We start from the raw sequence: 19,011 nt of genomic DNA on the forward strand, positions 1-19,011 counted from the left end.
CAACTTAGGTTAGCCTAACCAAACTTTTCGGGCCGCAATCCCCTTTCCCCCGTGACCGTCGTCACGCCCCGTCGGCCCTTGACGAAGCGCCGACTCCCGTACTTCTCACGCCTGTTCGCGCAGCTGCTCCTCCGAGAGGCCGCGTCGCCAGTAGCCCACGAACGTCACCCGCCGGCGGTCGACGCCACGCTCACGGACGAAGTGCCGGCGCAGCTGCTTCACCTGGCCGGACTCCCCGGCGATCCACACGTAGGCGCGCTCGGGGGAGGGGAGGGCGGCCTGCCGGACGGCGTCCAGGGCCGAGGGGGTCTCCGGGGCGGCGCCCTCCCGGGCGAACCAGGTGACCTCCGCGTCCGCCGCGGTCGGCAGCTCCTGGACGTCCCCGGCGTGCGGCACCTCCAGCCAGACCCGGGCGCGGATGCCGGGCGGGAGGGTCTCCAGGACGGCGGCCGCGGCGGGCAGGGCGGTCTCGTCCGCCCACAGCAGCACCGTCGAGGTGTCATCGGGCGGACGGAAGCGGATCGCGCGGTTGTCGGCGATCGCGGGGCCGAGCACCAGCACCCGGTCACCCACGGCGGCGCGGGCGGCCCAGCGGGACGCCGGACCGGCCTCGGCGGACGGGCCCGCCTCGGCGCCGACGCCGTGCAGCACGAAGTCGACGTCGATCTCTGCGGCCCGCCCCAGGGCGTCCGTGCGCAGCGCCCGCAGCGTGTACGAGCGCATCACCGCCCGTACGTCGTCGGGCAGGTCGCGCCAGCCCTGCCACCAGCCGTCGCCGAGCTCCAGCGGCACGACCGGCGCGTCCTGCCCCGGGCGGGGCAGGAACAGCGACAGGGACTGGTCACGTCCGTCGGAGCGGAAGTCGCGCAGTTCCGGCCCGGTGAAGGTGACCCGGATCAGCGACGGGCCGAGCCGCCGCGTCCCGGCGACCCGAAGGGCGAAGAAACGGAACGGGGCGGCCACGGCAGTCGTCACGGCGTACTCCTGCGAGTCGGGGGCGGCTGGACCTTGCGAGGGGACCTGCGAGGGGACCTGCGAGGGGGCCTGCGAGGGGGCCTTGCGCGGGGGTCAGCCGACCTTCTCGGCCTTCTCGATGGCCTCGGCGAGCGCCTCCACCGGCGCCACGCACTTGTCGTAGGAGAGGATCGGCTCGGTGGAGCGGGAGATGACCTGGCCGGCCTTGACGGCGGGCAGCTGCTTCCAGGTCGCCTCGGTGATGTCGGCGGGCTGGATGGCCGAGCTGCGGTCGTCCATCATGATCACGTCGGCCTTGTGCTTGTCGACGTTCTCCCAGCTCAGGCTCTCGAACCAGCCGCCGGTGGCCTTCTTGGCCTCCTCCGTCGGCTCGACGAAGTTCACCCCGAGGGCCTTGAAGTACTCCAGGTCGATGGAGAGGTTGGTGCCCGAGACGTAGAACAGCTCCGGGCTCGCCGAGCCGACCAGCACCTTGATCTCGGGCCTGGCCCTGGCGGCCTTGCGCAGCCGCTCCGAGGCCGCCTCGAAGCGCTTCTTGGCGTCGGTGACCTTGGCGGCCGTCATGTCGGCGCCGAGCGACTCGGCCAGCTCCCACATCCGCTGCAGCGGGCCGGTGAGCTGACGGTCGAACACGGAGATGCCGACGCTGGGCGCGAGCTTGGCGATCTTGTCCTTGGACGCCTCGGGGACGTACCAGAGGGTGCCGGCGTCGTCGAACATCGTGGAGATCAGGACGTCGGGCGCGAGGGCCGCGTACTTCTCGACGTTGAACTGGTCCCAGACGTTGCCCAGGACGGTCACCTTGCTGATGTCCATGTCGCCGGCCTGGACGTCGGCCTTGCCGTCCCTGGTCTTCGTCGGGCCGAAGACGCCCTTGACCTCGACGCCGTAGTCGTACAGCGCGGCGGCGACACCCGTGAACGCGACGATGTTCGCGGGCGCCTCGTCGAGCTTCACCGTGGTGCCGCGGTCGTCCTTGAAGGACCAGGGGCCGGACTTCGCGGAGCCCTTCGTGTCCGCGCCGCCGTCCTTCGCGTCGTCGCCCCCGCAGGCGGTGAGCGCGGCGCCGAGACCGAGGGCGCCACCGGCGGCGAGCAGTCCGCGACGGGTCAGACGGGCGGTTCTGGCGTTCGACATGGAAGGGTCTGCTTTCGTGCGTACGGGACCGGTGTGCAAACAGCGTTAGGTTAGCCTAACCAAACGATCTGTCCAGAGGGCATCCGGTGTCCCTTCCGGGAAACGCCGGTTCCGCACCGTGATCCGGGTCACCCGGCGGCACGGCAGCGGCCCGCGCCGTGGCCGGCGCGGGCCGCCCGCACCCGCAGGCGCGCTCAGCCCGTCAGGCCCAGCTCCCGTGCGATCAGCATCCGCTGGACCTCGCTGGTGCCCTCGCCGATCTCCAGGATCTTGGAGTCGCGCCACATGCGGGCCACCGGGTACTCGTTCATGAAGCCGTAGCCGCCGTGAATCTGCGTGGCGTCGCGCGCGTTGTCCACGGCCACCGTGGAGGAGTACAGCTTCGCCAGCGCCGCCTCCTTCTTGAACGGCTCGCCCGCCACCAGCCGGCTCGCCGCGTCCCGCCACGCCAGACGCGCCGTGTGCGCCTTCATCTCCATGTCGGCGATCTTGAACTGGATCGCCTGGTTCGCGCCGATCGGACGCCCGAACGCGTGCCGCTCCCCGGCGTACTTCACCGACTCGTCCACACAGCCCTGGGCGAGCCCCGTGGCCAGCGCCGCGATCGCGATGCGGCCCTCGTCGAGGATGCGCAGGAACTGGGCGTATCCGCGCCCCTCCTCGCCCAGCAGGTTGGCCGCCGGGACGCGCACGTCCTGGAAGGACAGCTCCCGCGTGTCCGAGGCGTTCCAGCCGACCTTGGAGTACGGCGCCGCGACCGTGAAGCCCGGAGTGCCGGACGGGACGATGATCGCCGAGATCCGCGGCTTCCCGTCGGGCTTGCGGCCGGTGACCGCGGTGACCGTGACCAGGCCCGTGATGTCCGTGCCGGAGTTGGTGATGAAGCACTTGGTGCCGTTGATCACCCACTCGTCGGTCGCCTCGTCCAGCCGGGCCGTCGTGCGGGTCGCGCCCGCGTCGCTGCCGCCGTCCGGCTCGGTCAGCCCGAACGCGCCCAGGATCTCGCCCGAGCACAGCCGGGGCAGCCACTCGCGCTTCTGCTCCTCGGTGCCGAACAGGTGCAGCGGCATGGCGCCCAGCGAGACCCCCGCCTCCAGGGTGATGGCCACCGAGGAGTCCACCCGCGCCAGTTCCTCCAGCGCGATGCCGAGCGCGAAGTAGTCGCCGCCCATGCCGCCGTACTCCTCCGGGAACGGCAGGCCGAACAGGCCCATGCGGCCCATCTCCCGCACGATCTCGTACGGGAACTCGTGCCGCTCGTAGAAGTCACCGATCTTCGGCGCCACCACGTCGTGCGCGAACTCCTCGACCGTGCGGCGGAGTTCCTCGAGTTCGGGAGAGAGCTTGTGGTCCATGTCGTCACTGCTCCTGGTGGGAGAGGGCTCGTACGGTGCGGGACGGGCTGGGCCGGCCCAGGTGGGCGGCCATCCAGACGCTTGTGGCGACCAGACGGCCGAGGTCGACCCCGGTGTCGATGCCGAGGCCCCGCAGCATCCACACGAGGTCTTCGGTGGCGAGGTTGCCGGTGGCGGACTTCGCGTAGGGGCAGCCGCCCAGTCCGCCGGCCGAGGCGTCGACCGTGGCGACGCCCTGCTGGAGGGCGGCCAGCGTGTTGGACAGCGCCTGGCCGTAGGTGTCGTGGAAGTGCACGCCCAGCGCGGGGACGGGCACGCCCGCCTCCGTGAGCGCGCCGATCAGGGCCGTCACATGACCGGGGGTCGCCACCCCGATCGTGTCGCCCAGGCTCAGCTCGTCGCAGCCCATGTCGAGCAGCGCCCGGCACACGCGCACCACCTGGGGGACCGGGACCGCGCCCTCCCAGGGATCGCCGAAGCACATCGACAGATAGCCGCGCACATGGACGCCCTGCTCCTTCGCGCGGGCCACCACCGGCTCGAACATGGCCAGCGCCTCGTCCACCGTGCGGTTGAGGTTGGCCTTGGCGAAGGACTCCGTGGCGCTGGCGAACACCGCCACCCGGCGGGCGCCCAGCGCCAGCGCACGGTCCAGGCCGCGCTCGTTGGGCACCAGCACCGGCAGCTCCACCGGCAGGTCGGACACCGCCGGGTACAGCTCCTCGGCGTCCGCGAGCTGGGGCACCCACCGGGGGTGCACGAAGCTCGTCGCCTCGATCGTGGTCAGGCCCGTGCCGGCCAGCCGGCGGACGAACTCCGCCTTCACGGCCGTCGGCACGGTCGCCGTCTCGTTCTGCAGGCCGTCGCGGGCGCCCACCTCGTGGATCCGCACCCGCGCGGGCAGCCCCTCGGCCGGCACGGTCATGGGCAGGCCGAGCTCACCGGCGTTCATGCCGTCTCCCCTTCCGCCGTTTCCGCGGGCGCGATGACCGCGAGCACCTGGTCCATGGCGACCGTCGTGCCCGGGGTCACGTCCAGTTCGGTGACCGTGCCGGCGTGCGGGGCGGAGATGACGTGCTCCATCTTCATCGCCTCCACCACCAGCAGGCTCTGGCCCGCGTCCACCTCGTCGCCGACGGCGACCTTCACCACCGTCACCGTGCCCGGCATCGGCGCGGTCAGCGAGTCGGCGCCCGCCTGACCCGCCCGGGTGAGGGACGCGGCCACCGGGTCGTGGTCCCGCACCTGCCAGGCGTCGCCGTCCCGGCCCAGCCAGGAGCCGTCCGGCAGGGCGGCGAAGGTGTGCGCGACACCGTCCAGCACACAGGTGAACCGGTGCCCGTCCAGCGGTCCGGCCGACGCCCGCAGCGGGGTGTCCGCGCCCGGCGGCAGCAGCTCCGTGCCGCCGTCGGCGGTGGTCCGGACCCGCACGGTCACCGGGTCGTGGCCCGCCACCCGCAGGTGGTGCGCCGTCCAGGCCCGGCCGCCGCCCATCCGCCAGCCGTCGGCGGCGGCGAACGGGTCCCGCCAGCCGGGGCCCGCGGCGGGCGCGAGGGCGGCCTGGCGCAGCAGCGCGGCCGCCGCGTACACCTCGGCCGGCACCTCGCCGCCGGCCAGGGAGTCCGCCTCGCGCTCCACCAGCCCGGTGTCCAGCTCGCCGGAGACCACCGCCGGGTGGGCGAGCAGCCGCCGCAGGAAGCCCGCGTTGGTCTGCACGCCCAGCGTCACCGTCCCCGCGAGCGCCGCCCGCAGCTTGCGCAGCGCGGTCGCCCGGTCGGGGCCGTACGCGATGACCTTGGACAGCATCGGGTCGTAGAGGCTGCCGACCTCCGTGCCCTCGGTGAGCCCCGAGTCGGTGCGCACGCCGTCGCCCTGCGGCTCGCGCAGCCGCAGCACCGTGCCGCCGGAGGGCAGGAAGCCGCGCGCGGGGTCCTCGGCGCACAGGCGTGCCTCGACCGCGTGCCCGGTCAGCCGGACGTCGTCCTGCCCGAACGGCAGCCGCTCGCCCGCCGCGACCCGCAGCTGCCACTCCACCAGGTCGAGCCCCGTGATCAGCTCGGTGACCGGGTGCTCCACCTGGAGCCGGGTGTTCATCTCCATGAAGCAGTACGCCGACGGGTCGTCGCCCGGGACGATGAACTCCACCGTGCCCGCGCCCCGGTAGCCGCAGGAGCGGGCCGCCCGCACGGCCGCCTCGCCCATCGCCGCCCGCGTCGCCTCGTCGAGGAGCACACTGGGCGCCTCCTCGACGATCTTCTGGTGGCGCCGCTGGAGCGAGCACTCGCGCTCGCCCAGGTGCACCACGTTCCCGTGGCCGTCGGCCAGCACCTGGATCTCGATGTGCCGGGGCCGGTCGATCCACCGCTCCACCAGCAGGGTGTCGTCGCCGAAGGAGGCGCGGGCCTCGCGCCGGGCGGCGGCGATCTCGTCCGCCAGCCGTGTCTCGTCCCGCACCAGCCGCATGCCCTTGCCACCGCCGCCCGCCGACGGCTTCAGCAGCACCGGCATGCCGATCTCCCGGGCCGCGTCCACGAGCTCCGCGTCCGTCAGCCCGCTGCCGCTGGAGCCGGGCACCACCGGCACCCCGGCCGCCTGCACCGTCTCCTTCGCGCGGATCTTGTCGCCCATCAGGGCGATGGCGTCCGCCGGGGGCCCGATGAAGGCGAGGCCCGCCGCCTCGCAGGCCCGCGCGAACTCCGCGTTCTCGGCGAGGAAGCCGTACCCCGGGTGCACCGCCTGCGCGCCGGTGCGGGCGGCCGCCTCCAGCAGCCGCTCCGCCGACAGGTAGCTCTCCGCGGCCGGCGCCGGCCCGATCCGCACCGCCGTGTCGGCCTCCCGGACGTGCCGCGCTCCGGCGTCCGCGTCGGAGTACACCGCCACCGAGCGCACGCCCAGCGACCGCAGCGTGCGCACGACACGGACAGCGATCTCGCCCCGGTTGGCCACCAGCACCGTGTCGAACATCTGATCAGTCATCGTCAGGGGTCCCCTCACATCCGGAAGACGCCGAACTGGGGGTCACCCAGGGGCGCGTTGGCGCACGCGGTCAGGGCCAGCCCCAGCACCTGCCGGGTCTCCATCGGGTCGATCACGCCGTCGTCCCAGAGGCGGGCCGTCGCGTAGTAGGCGTTCCCCTGCCGCTCGTACTGGGCGCGGACCGGGGCCTTGAAGGCCTCTTCCTCCTCCGCGGGCCACTCCTCGCCGCGCGCCTCCAACTGGTCCCGCTTGACGGTCGCGAGGACCGAGGCGGCCTGCTCGCCGCCCATCACCGAGATCTTGGCGTTCGGCCACATCCACAGGAAGCGGGGGGAGTAGGCCCGCCCGCACATGGAGTAGTTGCCCGCGCCGTAGGAACCGCCGACCACGACGGTCAGCTTCGGCACGCGCGTGCAGGCGACCGCCGTGACCATCTTGGCGCCGTGCTTGGCGATGCCGCCCGCCTCGTAGTCCTTGCCGACCATGAAGCCCGAGATGTTCTGCAGGAACACCAGGGGGATGCCGCGCTGGTCGCACAGCTCGATGAAGTGGGCGCCCTTCTGGGCGGACTCGGCGAACAGGATGCCGTTGTTGGCGACGATCCCCACCGGGTGGCCGTGGAGGCGCGCGAACCCGGTGACCAGGGTCTGCCCGAACTCCGCCTTGAACTCCGCGAACCGGGAGCCGTCCACGACGCGCGCGATGATCTCGCGGACGTCGTAGGGGGTGCGGGAGTCCACCGGCACCGCGCCGTACAGCCCCGCCGGGTCCACCTTGGGCTCGGCGGTCGGCTCCACCCGCCAGGGCAGCTGCCCGCGCGCGGGGAGCGTGGAGACGATCTGGCGCACGATCCTGAGCGCGTGCGCGTCGTCCTCGGCGAGGTGGTCGGTCACCCCGGACACCCGCGAGTGGACCTCGCCGCCGCCCAGCTCCTCCGCCGTGACCACCTCACCGGTGGCCGCCTTCACCAGCGGCGGGCCGCCGAGGAAGATCGTGCCCTGGTTGCGCACGATCACCGCCTCGTCGCTCATCGCGGGCACGTACGCCCCGCCCGCCGTGCAGGAGCCGAGCACCGCCGCGATCTGCGGGATGCCGGCGCCCGACATCCGGGCCTGGTTGTAGAAGATGCGGCCGAAGTGGTCCCGGTCCGGAAAGACCTCGTCCTGCATCGGCAGGAACGCCCCGCCGGAGTCCACCAGGTAGACGCAGGGCAGCCGGTTGTCCAGGGCCACCTCCTGCGCGCGCAGGTGCTTCTTCACGGTCATCGGGTAGTACGTGCCGCCCTTGACCGTGGCGTCGTTGGCGACGATCACGCACTCGCGGCCCGCGACCCGGCCGATCCCGGCGATCACCCCGGCCGCCGGGGCCTGCCCGTCGTACATCCCGTCGGCGGCCAGCGGGGCCAGCTCCAGGAAGGGCGAGCCGGGGTCGAGGAGGGTGTCCACCCGGTCGCGCGGGAGCAGCTTCCCGCGCGCGGTGTGGCGGGCGCGCGCCCGCTCGCCGCCGCCGAGCGCCGCCGCGGCCAGCTTGCCGCGCAGCTCCTCGACGAGGGCGCGGTGCGCCTCCTCGTTGGCCCGAAAGGCCTCCGACGCGGGATCTGCCGCGCTGTGAAGCTCCGGTGCCTCATGCATCCTGCGGGTCCCCTCACGTGTTAATGAGCGTTAACGCATTTCCCTCAGGTTAACGATCGCTAACCCCCCTGTCTAGAATCGTCCGTATGGCCACCAGAACCGACGCCCCCACTCGCCGCGAGCAGATCCTCAAGGAGGCCGCGCGGCTCTTCGCCGAGCGTGGCTTCCACGGGGTCGGCGTCGACGAGATAGGCGCCGCCGTCGGCATCAGCGGGCCCGGCCTCTACCGGCACTTCCCGGGCAAGGACGCGATGCTCGCGGAGCTGCTGGTCGGCATCAGCGAGTCGCTGCTGGCCGGTGCGCGGCGGCGGCTCGAAGAGGCGGACGCGGCGGACGGGGCGGCCCCCGGGGCGGTCCTCGACTCGCTGATCGAGGGGCACATCGACTTCGCGCTCGACGACCGCCCGCTCATCACCCTGCACGACCGTGAGCTGGACCGCCTCCGGGACGCCGACCGCAAGCTGGTGCGCAGGCTCCAGCGGCGGTACGTCGAGCTGTGGGTGGACGTGGTGCGCCGCCTCTACCCGGACCTCGCCGAGCCCGCCGCCCGCTCGGCGGTCCACTCGGTCTTCGGCCTCCTCAACTCCACCCCCCATCTCACCCGTCCGGGCTCCCTCCCGGACCGCGTGGGCACGGCGGAGCTGCTCCACCGGATGGCGCGGGGGGCGTTCGCGGCGGCGGCGGACGCCTGAGCGGCCGCCCGGGCCGCCGCCGGTCTCCGGCCTCCGCCGGAGTGACGAGCGTTACGGGGCGCCCGGTCTGGACGGGCGTGGATACTCGCCGGTACCTTGCTCTGAGCAAGCGCTTAGACATGCCCAGGCTGCGGAGGTGGCGGACAGTGCGCCGTACGATTTTCAACGAGGATCACGAGGCGTTCCGGGAGACCATCCGCGCCTTCATCGAGGCCGAGGTCGTCCCCGTCTACGACGAGTGGTTCGCGGCGGGACAGGCGCCCCGCGACTTCTACTACAAGCTCGGTGAGCTCGGCGTCTTCGGCATCAGCGTGCCGGAGGAGTACGGCGGCGCCGGCATGGACACCCACAAGTTCGAGGCCGTCCTCTACGAGGAGACCGCCCGCGCGGGCGTCCAGTTCGGCGGCTCCGGCGTGCACGTGCTGCTCGCCCTGCCCTACATCAAGATGCTCGGCACCGACGAGCAGAAGAAGCGTTACCTCCCGAAGTTCGTCACCGGCGAGGAGATGTGGGCCATCGCGATGACCGAGCCGGGCACCGGCTCCGACCTCGCGGGCATGAAGACCACCGCCAAGCTGAGCGAGGACGGCACCCACTACGTGCTCAACGGCGCCAAGACCTTCATCACCGGCGGCGTGCACGCCGACAAGGTGATCGTCTGCGCCCGCACCGCGGCCCCCACGGCCGAGGACCGCCGCCACGGCATCTCCCTGTTCGTCGTGGACACCAAGTCCGAGGGCTACTCGGTGGGCCGCAAGCTCGACAAGCTCGGCCTGCGCACCTCCGACACCGCCGAGCTGGCGTTCGTCGACGTCAAGGTCCCCGCCGAGGACCTGCTCGGCGAGGAGAACAAGGGCTTCTCCTACCTCGGCCACAACCTGGCCTCCGAGCGCTGGGGCATCGCCTACGGCGCCTACGCGCAGGCCAAGGCCGCCGTCCGGTTCGCCAAGCAGTACGTGCAGGAGCGCACCGTCTTCGGCAAGCCGGTCGCCCACTTCCAGAACACCAAGTTCGAGCTGGCCGCCTGCCAGGCCGAGGTGGACGCCGCCGAGGCCGTCGCCGACCGCGCCACCGAGGCCCTGGACGCCGGCGAGCTCACCCCCGCCGAGGCCGCCAGCGCCAAGCTGTTCTGCACCGAGGTCGCCCACCGCGTCATCGACCGCTGCCTCCAGCTGCACGGCGGCTACGGCTACATGAACGAGTACCCGATCGCCCGCCTGTACGCGGACAACCGGGTCAACCGCATCTACGGCGGCACCAGCGAGATCATGAAGACGATCATCGCCAAGGACATGGGCCTGTAAGGTCACGGAAATCCCGGCCGCAGACAACTGGTTCCATGAGTCAGGCTCTCCAGGACCTCCTCGATCTGCTCGACCTCGAGCAGATCGAGGAGGACATCTTCCGCGGCCGGTCCCGCGCCTCCGCCGTCCCCCGCGTCTTCGGCGGGCAGGTGGCGGCGCAGGCCCTGGTCGCCGCGGGGCGCACCGTCCCCGCGGACCGGCCCCCGCACTCGCTGCACGCGTACTTCCTGCGCACCGGCGACCCGGGCGCGCCGATCGTCTACACCGTCGACCGGATCCGCGACGGCCGGTCCTTCACCACCCGCCGGGTGGTGGCGGTCCAGCACGGCAAGCCGGTCTTCCACCTCTCCGCGTCCTTCCAGGCGCACGAGGAGGGCCTGGACCACCAGGCGCCGATGCCGCCCTCCCCGGACCCGGAGACGCTCCCCACCTCCGAGGAACGGCTGCGCGGCTACCCGCACCTGTCGTCGGAGGTCGTGCACCGCTACCTCGGCGCCCGCGCGGCCGTCGACCTGCGCCACGTCGACGACCCGCCCTACGGCCGCTTCGGCGAACCGCGCGACCCCCACTCGCAGGTCTGGTTCCGCACCAACGGCAAGGTCGAGGGCGACGACCCGCTGCTCCACGTCGTGCTCGCCACGTACGTCTCCGACATGACGCTGCTGGACTCGATCCTGCTCGCCCACGGGCGCGGCGGCTGGGCGGTCGGCGACGTGGTCGGGGCGTCCCTGGACCACGCGATGTGGTTCCACCGCCCGTTCCGCGCGGACGAGTGGCTGCTGTACGACCAGCAGTCCCCGTCGGCCCACGGCGGCCGGGGTCTCGGCCAGGGCCGCATCTACACCCAGGACGGCCGCCTCGCGGTCTCCGTCATCCAGGAGGGCGTGGTCCGCGTCCCGCGCGAGGACTGAGCCGGCGCCGGCCGCTTCCCGGCTCCCCGGTGCGGGGAAGCGGCGTCCCGCGAGGGCTCGGACGGCCGTCCCGCGTCCCGGGGGAGCGTTCCAGGCCACGGGAATCCGCGCTGGTCAGCGGCCGTTCCAGCGTTCCGGCGTCCCGTACCGGGCGTCCGGTGTGGCGGGTGGGACGGATCACGGCACAAGCTGCGGTCATCCCCGGCGGCCCGCCGGACGACCCACCACGTCACACCCTGGAGAACACCGTGCGTTCACGCTTCGCCACCCGCGCCACCCGCTTCGCCCTGGCCGCCGTCGCCGCACTCGCCCTCGGCGGGGCCGCGACCGCCACCGCCACCGCCGACAGCGGCGGCTCCACCACCCGGCCCTGCGCGACCAGCGACCTGAACTTCAAGGTCACGGCCGAGACGCAGGCGGGCGGCTACTACCTGATCACCGCCAAGGCCAAGCCCGGACTCATCTGCCACCTGGAGGGCGTCTTCCCCTCCGCCTCCTTCGGCTCCTCCCCCGACACCGAGGTCTCGCCCGCCGAGCACGGCGTCAGCGACGACATCGTCCTCGCCGGCTCCACCGCCGCCTACGCCGGCATCAGCCCCAAGAGCACCAACGACGACAACGGCATCGAGTTCGACCGGATCCACCTCTCGGTCGCCGGTGACGAGGAGAACTCCGTCACGCTGCGCCTCCCCGACACCGCCACGGTCGACCGGCCCATCGCCACCAACTGGCACGCCGACCCCGCCGACGCCGTCCCGTTCCTCGGCTGACCCGCGCGTCCACCGGCCGCCCTCGCCGGCCGGGTGTGTCCCCCGCACCCGGCCGGCGAGGGCGTCTCACCGCGCCAGACCGGCCTGCGCCAGCAGATAGGCCGTCATCGGGTCGTAGTGGCGGGGGCTGGTCACGTGGTCGTCCAGGGGGACCGTCACCTGGACCGTGCCCTCGGCCTCGGCGAGGAACAGCGCCGGGTCGTTGCAGTCGGCGTACCCGACGGAGTCCACGCCGTACTGGCCGGCGGCGCCCGCCCAGCCGTGGTCGGCGACCACCAGGTCGGGCAGCGGGCGGCCCTCCCGCTCCAGCGCCGTCAGGATCGTCTTCATCGGCGCGCCCGAGTGGGTGTGCCACAGCGTCGCCCCGTGCTCCAGCACCGCCACGTCCGCGAACTGCATCACGTAGCCCTCTTCCGTGGTCAGCCCGTCCGGGATGACCACGATGTCGCAGCCCGCCGCCCGCAGCGCGCCGGCCGTCGCCCGGTGCACGTCCAGCAGACCGCCCGGGTGACCGGTCGCCAGCAGCACCCGCTGCCGTCCCTCCGCCGCCTTGCGCAACCGCCCGGCCATCCGTTCGAGACCGTCGACCGTCAGCTCCGGGTCGATGGTGTCCTGCCCGTACCGGTGCTCCGGGTCGTCGTTCACGCCGACCCGCTCGGCCATCACCGCGAGCACGTCCTGCTCGTCGGTCCAGCGCTCGCCGAGCTCCAGGCCGAGCCAGTAGTGCCGGTCGCCGTTCGCCAGCTTCCGGTAGTGGGAGAGGTTGTTCTCACGCGGTGTGGCGACCTCGCCCGCGATGCGGGTGGCGACCAGGTGTTCGACGAGTTCGGCGCGACTGGGAGTCCCGGGTATCGGCATGCCCCCATTGTGAGGCAGCCGACAGTGGCCGTCCCCGGCGTATCGCGCGCTGGGACGTGCGTCACGTACTCGGACGACTCCGCAGTGCTGCTCAGGGGGCCGCCCCCCGACGCCGCACAGCCGCTCAGGCCCGCCGCAGCGCGAACCACAGCTCCATCCGCACGTCCGGGTCGTCCAGGTCCGCCTCCAGCAGGGCCGCGCACCGCGCGATCCGCTGCCGCACGGTGTTGCGGTGCACGCCCAGGGCCACCGCCGTGCGGTCCCAGCTGCCGTGCAGGGACAGCCAGGTGCGCACCGTGTCGACCAGGGCCGGGGCCTGCGCTATCGGGGCGAGCAGCGCGCGGGCGTGGGCGTCGGCGTCGTCCGGCGGGACCAGGTCGGCGAGGGCCGGACGGTCGCCGTGGCGCAGCAGCGGGGTGCGGGTGGCGCGGGCCCGGACCAGGGCGCGGGCGGCCTGGGTGTCGGCGGCCGGCCAGTCCCGCGGGGCCGCCGCCGCGCTGACGCCGAGCGTCCAGCCCGGCACCCGGTCCACCGTCCGCCCGTCGGGCACCAGCACCCGCACCGCCTCGCCCGCCACGTCCACCAGCGTCGAGCCGAGCGCGGCGCCCAGCGCGGAGGCGGCCACCGGGTCCGGCGCCCTCCGCCCGTCCGGCCTGCCGTGCACCACCCGCCACCGGTCCCCGCCGAGCAGCGGCGCCACCTCCGCGGGCGTCGCCCCCAGCAGCAGCCGTACCAGCGCGGAGGAGCGGCCGGCGCCGGAGCCGCTGTGCCGCTCGCCCGTGAGCAGGGAGAGCAGCACGGCCGCGACGGACGCGATGGTGTGGTCGCCCGCGTCCCGCCGCGGGGCGGCCGTCCCGAGCACGAACCCCTCGCCGTTGCCCAGCCCGTGGGCGACCAGCCGCACCCCGGCGACCGTGTCGCTCGCGGAGGAGGGGCGGGCGTCCGCGGGTTCCTGCCCGGGATCCGTGCCGCCCGAGGGCCGCACCACCTCCGCGAGCTTCACCAGCGCCGCCCGCACCTCCTCGCCCGGGTCCGCCCCCGCGCCCGCGACCTCGGCGCCCTCGGGGCCGTACAGCACCGCGCGTCCGCCCAGGCGGCGGGCGAGCTGCTGGAGGACGGCGGGGACCGGATCCGGGCGGGCGGCGGCGGTGGCGAGGCTCTGCTGGGCCTCCGTGACCCGCCGCAGCTCGGCCGTGCGGGCCTGCGCCATCAGCTGCCACAGCGCCCGCGCCACCGCCGAGAACGTCGTCCGGGGCGGCACCTCCAGCAGCGGCAGCCCGTGCATCTCGCACGCCTCCACCAGCGCCCCGGGCACCGTGTCGTGCACGGGTGCCACACCGAAGCCGAGCGCCGCCCCGCCCGCCGCGACGATCCGCGAGACGTACGCGTCGAAGTAGCCCGTGCCCGCGCCCTCCGGGATGTGCACGCCCGCCGACAGCAGCAGCTCGCCGCCCAGCAGGTACGGGTAGGGGTCGGCCATCTCCGAGGTGTGGGCCCAGTGCACCACGGCGGCCGGGTCCGCGGGGCCCGCGATCCGGCGCAGGCCCAGGTCCGCGCGGGCCAGCAGCGCGTCCAGGGGCACGGGAGGGGTGGGCGGAACAGTGGGGTCCGGCATGGTGGACGTTTCCTCCATCCCAGGCTGCCGATCGTGGATGAAACGTACACTTCGCAGTCGCTTTTCGGCCACCTAAGGTCGGGTCACCGGCATACCCGCGGGTACGGGCGGATGTCCCCGCGCGGCCGCCGGTGAGCGCGATCCGTCTGCACGACACGCCACCGACAGTGCGCGAAGGAGGCCCCCGCATGGCCCTGGACTACCTGGTCATCGTCCTCTACCTGGCCGGCATGCTGGCCATGGGCTGGTGGGGCATGCGCCGCGCCAAGTCCAAGAGCGAGTTCCTGGTGGCCGGCCGCCGCCTCGGCCCCGCCATGTACTCGGGCACCATGGCCGCCATCGTCCTCGGCGGCGCGTCCACCATCGGCGGCGTGGGCCTCGGCTACCAGTACGGCCTGTCCGGCGCCTGGATGGTGTTCACCATCGGCCTCGGCATCCTCGCCCTGAGCGTCTTCTTCTCCGCCCGCATCGCCCGGCTGAAGGTCTACACCGTCTCCGAGATGCTCGACCTGCGCTACGGCGGCCGGGCGGGCGTCATCTCCGGCGTCGTCATGTGGGCGTACACCCTGATGCTCGCGGTGACCTCGACCATCGCCTACGCCACCATCTTCGACGTCCTCTTCGACATCGACCGCACCCTCGCGATCGTCCTCGGCGGCTCGATCGTCGTCGCCTACTCGACGCTCGGCGGCATGTGGTCGATCACGCTCACCGACATGGTGCAGTTCGTCGTCAAGACCATCGGCGTGCTGCTCCTGCTGCTGCCCGTCGCCGTGGTCAAGGCGGGCGGGTTCGGCGAGATGAGGGCGCAGCTGCCCACCGAGTACTTCGACCCGCTGGGCATCGGCGGCGAGACCGTCTTCACCTACGTGCTGATCTACACCTTCGGCATGCTCATCGGGCAGGACATCTGGCAGCGCGTCTTCACCGCCCGCAGCGACCGCACGGCCCGCTGGGGCGGCACCGTCGCCGGCACCTACTGTCTCGCCTACGCCGTCGCCGGCGCCGTGATCGGCACCGCGGCCAAGGTGCTCTACCCGAAGCTCGCCAACGCCGACGACGCGTTCGCCACCATCGTCAAGGACGAGCTGCCGATGGGCGTGCGCGGTCTCGTGCTGGCCGCCGCCCTCGCCGCCGTGATGTCCACGTCCTCCGGCGCGCTGATCGCCTGCGCCACCGTCGCCAACAACGACATATGGGCGCGGCTGCGCGGCGTCGCGCGTCCGGGCGGCGAGCAGCACGACGAGGCCGACGAGGTCAAGGGCAACCGCGCCTTCGTCCTGTTGATGGGCCTCGCCGTGATCGCCGCCGCCATCGCCCTCAACGACGTCGTCCAGGCGCTGACCGTCGCGTACAACCTGCTGGTCGGCGGGCTGCTCGTGCCCATCCTCGGCGGGCTGCTGTGGAAGCGCGGCACCGCGCGGGGCGCCCTCGCGTCCGTCGCCGTCGGCGGACTCGCGGTCATCGGCCTGATGGCCGCCTACGGCGTCCTCGCCAACGAGCCCGTCTACTACGGCCTCCTCGCCTCCCTCGCGGCCTACGTCCTCGTCTCCCTGGCCACCCGCCCCACCGACGCGGCCGTGCTCGCCGCCTGGCGCGAACGCCTCGCCGGACGCGCCCCCGCGCCGGACAGCACGTCCGAAACCGTGTCCGAACAGGCCCCGGCCGCCCAGTAGCATCGTGAACAGTCAGCACATACGCGACGAAACGCAGAAAAGAGAGCAGTCCGCCATGAGCAGCAACGAGACGCCCCGCGGCCCCGTCGACTCCTCCCGCGTGCCGCGCTACGCGGGGCCCGCGACCTTCGCCCGGCTGCCCCGCCTCGACGAGGTCGGCCGCGCCGACGTCGCCGTGGTCGGCGTGCCGTTCGACTCGGGCGTCTCCTACCGGCCCGGCGCCCGCTTCGGCGGCAACGCCATCCGCGAGGCGTCCCGGCTGCTGCGCCCCTACAACCCCGCGCAGGACGCCTCTCCGTTCGCCCTGGCGCAGGTCGCGGACGGCGGTGACATCGCCGTCAACCCGTTCCACATCAACGAGGCCGTCGAGACCGTGGAGGCCGCCGCCGACGACCTCCTCGGCACCGGCGCCCGCCTGATGACCCTCGGCGGCGACCACACCATCGCGCTGCCGCTGCTGCGCTCGGTCGCCAAGAGGCACGGCCCGGTCGCGCTGCTCCACTTCGACGCGCACCTCGACACCTGGGACACCTACTTCGGCGCCGAGTACACCCACGGCACGCCGTTCCGCCGGGCCGTCGAGGAGGGCGTCCTCGACACCTCCGCCCTCTCCCACGTCGGCATCCGCGGCCCGCTGTACGGCAAGCAGGACCTCACCGACGACGAGAAGATGGGCTTCGGCATCGTCACCTCCGCCGACGTCTACCGCCGCGGCGCCGACGAGGTCGCCGACCAGCTCCGCCAGCGCATCGGCGACCGCCCGCTGTACGTCTCCATCGACATCGACTGCCTCGACCCCGCCCACGCGCCCGGCACCGGCACCCCCGAGGCGGGCGGCATGACCTCCCGCGAACTGCTGGAGATCCTGCGCGGCCTCGCCTCCTGCAACCTGGTCTCGGCCGACGTCGTCGAGGTGGCGCCCGCCTACGACCACGCCGAGATCACCTCGGTCGCCGCGTCCCACACGGCGTACGAACTGATCACGATCATGTCCCGGCAGATCGCGGAGGCCCGCGCCAAGTGACGCACGACCACGACCTGGAGCTCCGCCCGACCGCCGCCCAGACGAAGGCGGCGCTGAACCCTCCCCCCGGCCGTACCGGCGGTGACCTGGTCGTGGAGACCCTGGCCGGGCTCGGCGCGACGACCGTCTTCGGACTGCCCGGCCAGCACGCCCTCGGCGTGTTCGACGCCCTGCGCCGCTCCGACCTGCGCTACATCGGCCTGCGCGTGGAGAACAACGCCGGCTTCGCGGCGGACGCGTACGGCCGCATCACCGGCGAGGCGGCCCCGCTGCTGCTGTCCACCGGCCCCGGCGCGCTGACCTCGCTGGCCGCGCTGCAGGAGGCGGCGGCCGCGTCCGCACCGGTGCTGGCGATCAGCAGTCAGGTGCCGACCGCCGGGCTCGGCGGCGGCCGCCACGGCTATCTGCACGAACTCCCCGACCAGTCCGCCTCGTTCCGGGGCGTGGTCAAGTCCGTGCACACGGTCCGCACGGCCTCCCAGATCCCTTCGGCGATCGCGGCGGCCTGGAAGTCGGCGCTCACCGTCCCGCACGGACCGGTGTGGGTGGAGATCCCGCAGGACGTGCTGCTCGCCGAGACGATGCTGCCGGTGGTGACGGCGATGGACGCCACCCCGGACGAGCTGCCCCCGCGCCCCGAACTCACCGCGCTCGCCGCGCACCTGCTGGCCGGCGCGGACCGCCCCGCGATCATCGCGGGCGGGGGAGTGGTCCGCTCCGACGCCTCCGGCAAGCTGCGGCAGCTCGCCGAGCGGATCCAGGCGCCGGTGGTGACCACCCCCGGCGGCAAGGGCGCCTTCCCGTGGACCCACCCGCTGTCCCTCCAGTCCTGGCTGGAGGACCGCCACACCACCGACTTCCTGGAGGACGCGGACGTCCTGCTCGTCGTCGGCTCCGGACTCGGCGAACTCTCCTCGAACTACCACACGTTCGCACCGCGCGGCCGGGTCGTCCAGATCGAGGCCGACCTCGGCAAGCTGGAGTCCAACCACCCCGGCATCGGCATCCACGCGGACGCCCGCCTCGCGCTCCAGGCGCTCCTGGAGACGGTCGAACCGCGCGAGGACGAGACCGCCCCCGCGCGGGTGCGGGAGCTGCTGGACCGGGTGCGGGCCCGCATCGACGCGCAGGACCTCGCGCTGGAGCAGCAGGTGCTGACGGCCGTGCGGCGCGCCCTGCCGACCGGTTCGCCGTCCTTCTGGGACATGACGATCCTCGCCTACTGGGCGTGGTCGGCGTTCGACGCGATGGGCCCCAACCACCTGCACTCGGCGCAGGGCGCCGGCGGCCTCGGCTACGGCTTCCCGGCGGCCCTCGGCGCGGCGGTCGCCGACCCCACCCGCCCGGTGCTGGCGGTCTCCGGCGACGGCGGCGCGCTGTACTCGATCGCCGAGCTGGCTACGGCACGCCAGTACGACCTCGACGTCACCTGGCTGATCGTCGACGACGGTGGCTACGGCATCCTGCGCGAGTACATGACCGACGCCTTCGGCGAGCCCACGGCGACGGAACTGACCCGCCCGGACTTCGTGGCCCTGGCGCGGTCCTTCGGGGTGCCGGGAGCGCGGACCACCCCCGAGACCCTGGAGCGGGACCTCGCCGAGGCCCTGGCGGCTCCGGGCCCGTCCGTGGTCGTCCTCCCGGCGGTCCTGCGGATGTTCGCGCCGACCCACCTGGACTGAGCCCGCGGCACCGCTTCCCGCGGCGGGCGCGTCCGCCGGGGGTGTCCGGCGCGTGCCCCGGTTCGCCGTGGGTGACAGCACCGTGGTGCGGGTGAGCAGGTCGTCCGGGTGCGTGCGGTCGCCCGTCCCCGGGACGAGCACGGTGAGGCCCGTTCGGGCGCCGCCCGGGGACGGGACCGCCGGCCGCGTCCGCACCCGGCTGGACGACGGCGGCACTCCCGGCCCCGGAGCACAGCCGCACACCGCGAGGCCGCGTCGAGGACCTGGGCCGCACCGTCCCTGAGATCACCGAGCCCGCGGGAACCCGGCACCGCCGACGTCCGCGCACGTGCGCCCTCCTCGCTTCGGGGACTCCTGCGGGCTCCGGGGCGGGGCGGCTTCCGGGGGGACGTCCCGGGAGGGCGG

General features: G+C 73.5%; 15 protein-coding genes. 7 read left to right on the forward strand and 8 right to left on the reverse strand.

Going from position 1 to position 19,011, the window contains the following annotated elements; genetic code table 11:
* Window positions 1–105 precede the first annotated feature (105 nt).
* From C1708_RS20950 to C1708_RS20975, 6 genes are all read right to left on the reverse strand, one after another.
* Window positions 106–975, reverse strand: coding sequence for a siderophore-interacting protein (locus tag C1708_RS20950; RefSeq protein WP_106414116.1), 870 nt, complete (start codon window positions 973–975; stop codon window positions 106–108).
* A gap of 93 nt (window positions 976–1,068) precedes the next feature.
* The gene (locus C1708_RS20955; protein WP_106414117.1) at window positions 1,069–2,112 is read right to left on the reverse strand and encodes an ABC transporter substrate-binding protein; all 1,044 of its coding nucleotides are present in this window, start codon (window positions 2,110–2,112) and stop codon (window positions 1,069–1,071) included.
* A gap of 194 nt (window positions 2,113–2,306) precedes the next feature.
* Complete coding sequence (locus C1708_RS20960; RefSeq protein WP_106414118.1) at window positions 2,307–3,467, reverse strand: acyl-CoA dehydrogenase family protein; 1,161 nt, start codon at window positions 3,465–3,467, stop codon at window positions 2,307–2,309.
* 4 nt (window positions 3,468–3,471) lie between these two features.
* Entirely contained in the window at window positions 3,472–4,419 is a 948-nt protein-coding gene (locus tag C1708_RS20965) for a hydroxymethylglutaryl-CoA lyase (protein ID WP_106414119.1), read from the reverse strand.
* Window positions 4,416–6,431 (reverse strand): acetyl/propionyl/methylcrotonyl-CoA carboxylase subunit alpha, encoded by a 2,016-nt coding sequence (locus tag C1708_RS20970; RefSeq protein ID WP_106414120.1) that lies wholly within the window; start codon window positions 6,429–6,431, stop codon window positions 4,416–4,418. The genes C1708_RS20965 and C1708_RS20970 overlap by 4 nt, the downstream gene beginning before the upstream one ends.
* A 26-nt stretch (window positions 6,432–6,457) precedes the next feature.
* Entirely contained in the window at window positions 6,458–8,074 is a 1,617-nt protein-coding gene (locus C1708_RS20975) for a carboxyl transferase domain-containing protein (protein ID WP_106414121.1), read from the reverse strand.
* An 86-nt stretch (window positions 8,075–8,160) separates the two neighbouring features.
* Between C1708_RS20975 and C1708_RS20980 the strand changes: the two genes are divergently transcribed.
* From C1708_RS20980 to C1708_RS20995, 4 genes are all read left to right on the forward strand, one after another.
* The gene (locus C1708_RS20980) at window positions 8,161–8,766 is read left to right on the forward strand and encodes an SACE_7040 family transcriptional regulator (protein WP_106414122.1); all 606 of its coding nucleotides are present in this window, start codon (window positions 8,161–8,163) and stop codon (window positions 8,764–8,766) included.
* Between the two features lie 146 nt (window positions 8,767–8,912).
* On the forward strand, window positions 8,913–10,070 hold the full coding sequence (locus C1708_RS20985; RefSeq protein WP_106414123.1) for an acyl-CoA dehydrogenase family protein: 1,158 nt from the start codon (window positions 8,913–8,915) through the stop codon (window positions 10,068–10,070).
* A gap of 35 nt (window positions 10,071–10,105) precedes the next feature.
* Complete coding sequence (gene tesB, locus C1708_RS20990) at window positions 10,106–10,981, forward strand: acyl-CoA thioesterase II (protein ID WP_106414124.1); 876 nt, start codon at window positions 10,106–10,108, stop codon at window positions 10,979–10,981.
* Between the two features lie 248 nt (window positions 10,982–11,229).
* A complete protein-coding gene (locus tag C1708_RS20995; RefSeq protein WP_106414125.1) occupies window positions 11,230–11,751 on the forward strand; it encodes a DUF4232 domain-containing protein in 522 nt (173 codons plus the stop codon).
* 66 nt (window positions 11,752–11,817) lie between these two features.
* On the opposite strand, the gene C1708_RS21000 is transcribed toward C1708_RS20995, so the two are convergent.
* Both C1708_RS21000 and C1708_RS21005 read right to left on the reverse strand, forming a co-directional pair.
* Window positions 11,818–12,609 carry a phosphatase gene (locus tag C1708_RS21000; protein WP_106414126.1) on the reverse strand — a complete coding sequence of 264 codons (792 nt, stop codon included), beginning with the start codon at window positions 12,607–12,609 and terminating at the stop codon, window positions 11,818–11,820.
* 124 nt (window positions 12,610–12,733) lie between these two features.
* Window positions 12,734–14,224 carry a PucR family transcriptional regulator gene (locus C1708_RS21005; RefSeq protein WP_198602551.1) on the reverse strand — a complete coding sequence of 497 codons (1,491 nt, stop codon included), beginning with the start codon at window positions 14,222–14,224 and terminating at the stop codon, window positions 12,734–12,736.
* 188 nt (window positions 14,225–14,412) lie between these two features.
* Here C1708_RS21005 and C1708_RS21010 point away from each other — a divergent pair, with 188 nt between their 5' ends.
* Genes C1708_RS21010 through C1708_RS21020 form a run of 3 tightly spaced genes read left to right on the forward strand, consistent with a single transcriptional unit; the run spans window position 14,413 to window position 18,606 of the window.
* Window positions 14,413–15,900 (forward strand): sodium:solute symporter family protein, encoded by a 1,488-nt coding sequence (locus C1708_RS21010; protein ID WP_106414128.1) that lies wholly within the window; start codon window positions 14,413–14,415, stop codon window positions 15,898–15,900.
* A 55-nt stretch (window positions 15,901–15,955) separates the two neighbouring features.
* Window positions 15,956–16,924 carry an agmatinase gene (gene speB, locus C1708_RS21015; protein WP_106414129.1) on the forward strand — a complete coding sequence of 323 codons (969 nt, stop codon included), beginning with the start codon at window positions 15,956–15,958 and terminating at the stop codon, window positions 16,922–16,924.
* A complete protein-coding gene (locus C1708_RS21020; RefSeq protein WP_106414130.1) occupies window positions 16,921–18,606 on the forward strand; it encodes a thiamine pyrophosphate-binding protein in 1,686 nt (561 codons plus the stop codon). Before speB ends, C1708_RS21020 begins: the two co-directional genes overlap by 4 nt.
* The last annotated feature ends 405 nt before the right edge of the window (window positions 18,607–19,011 follow it).

Origin of the sequence: Streptomyces sp. DH-12 (assembly GCF_002899455.1) — a bacterium.
Lineage (GTDB): Bacteria > Actinomycetota > Actinomycetes > Streptomycetales > Streptomycetaceae > Streptomyces.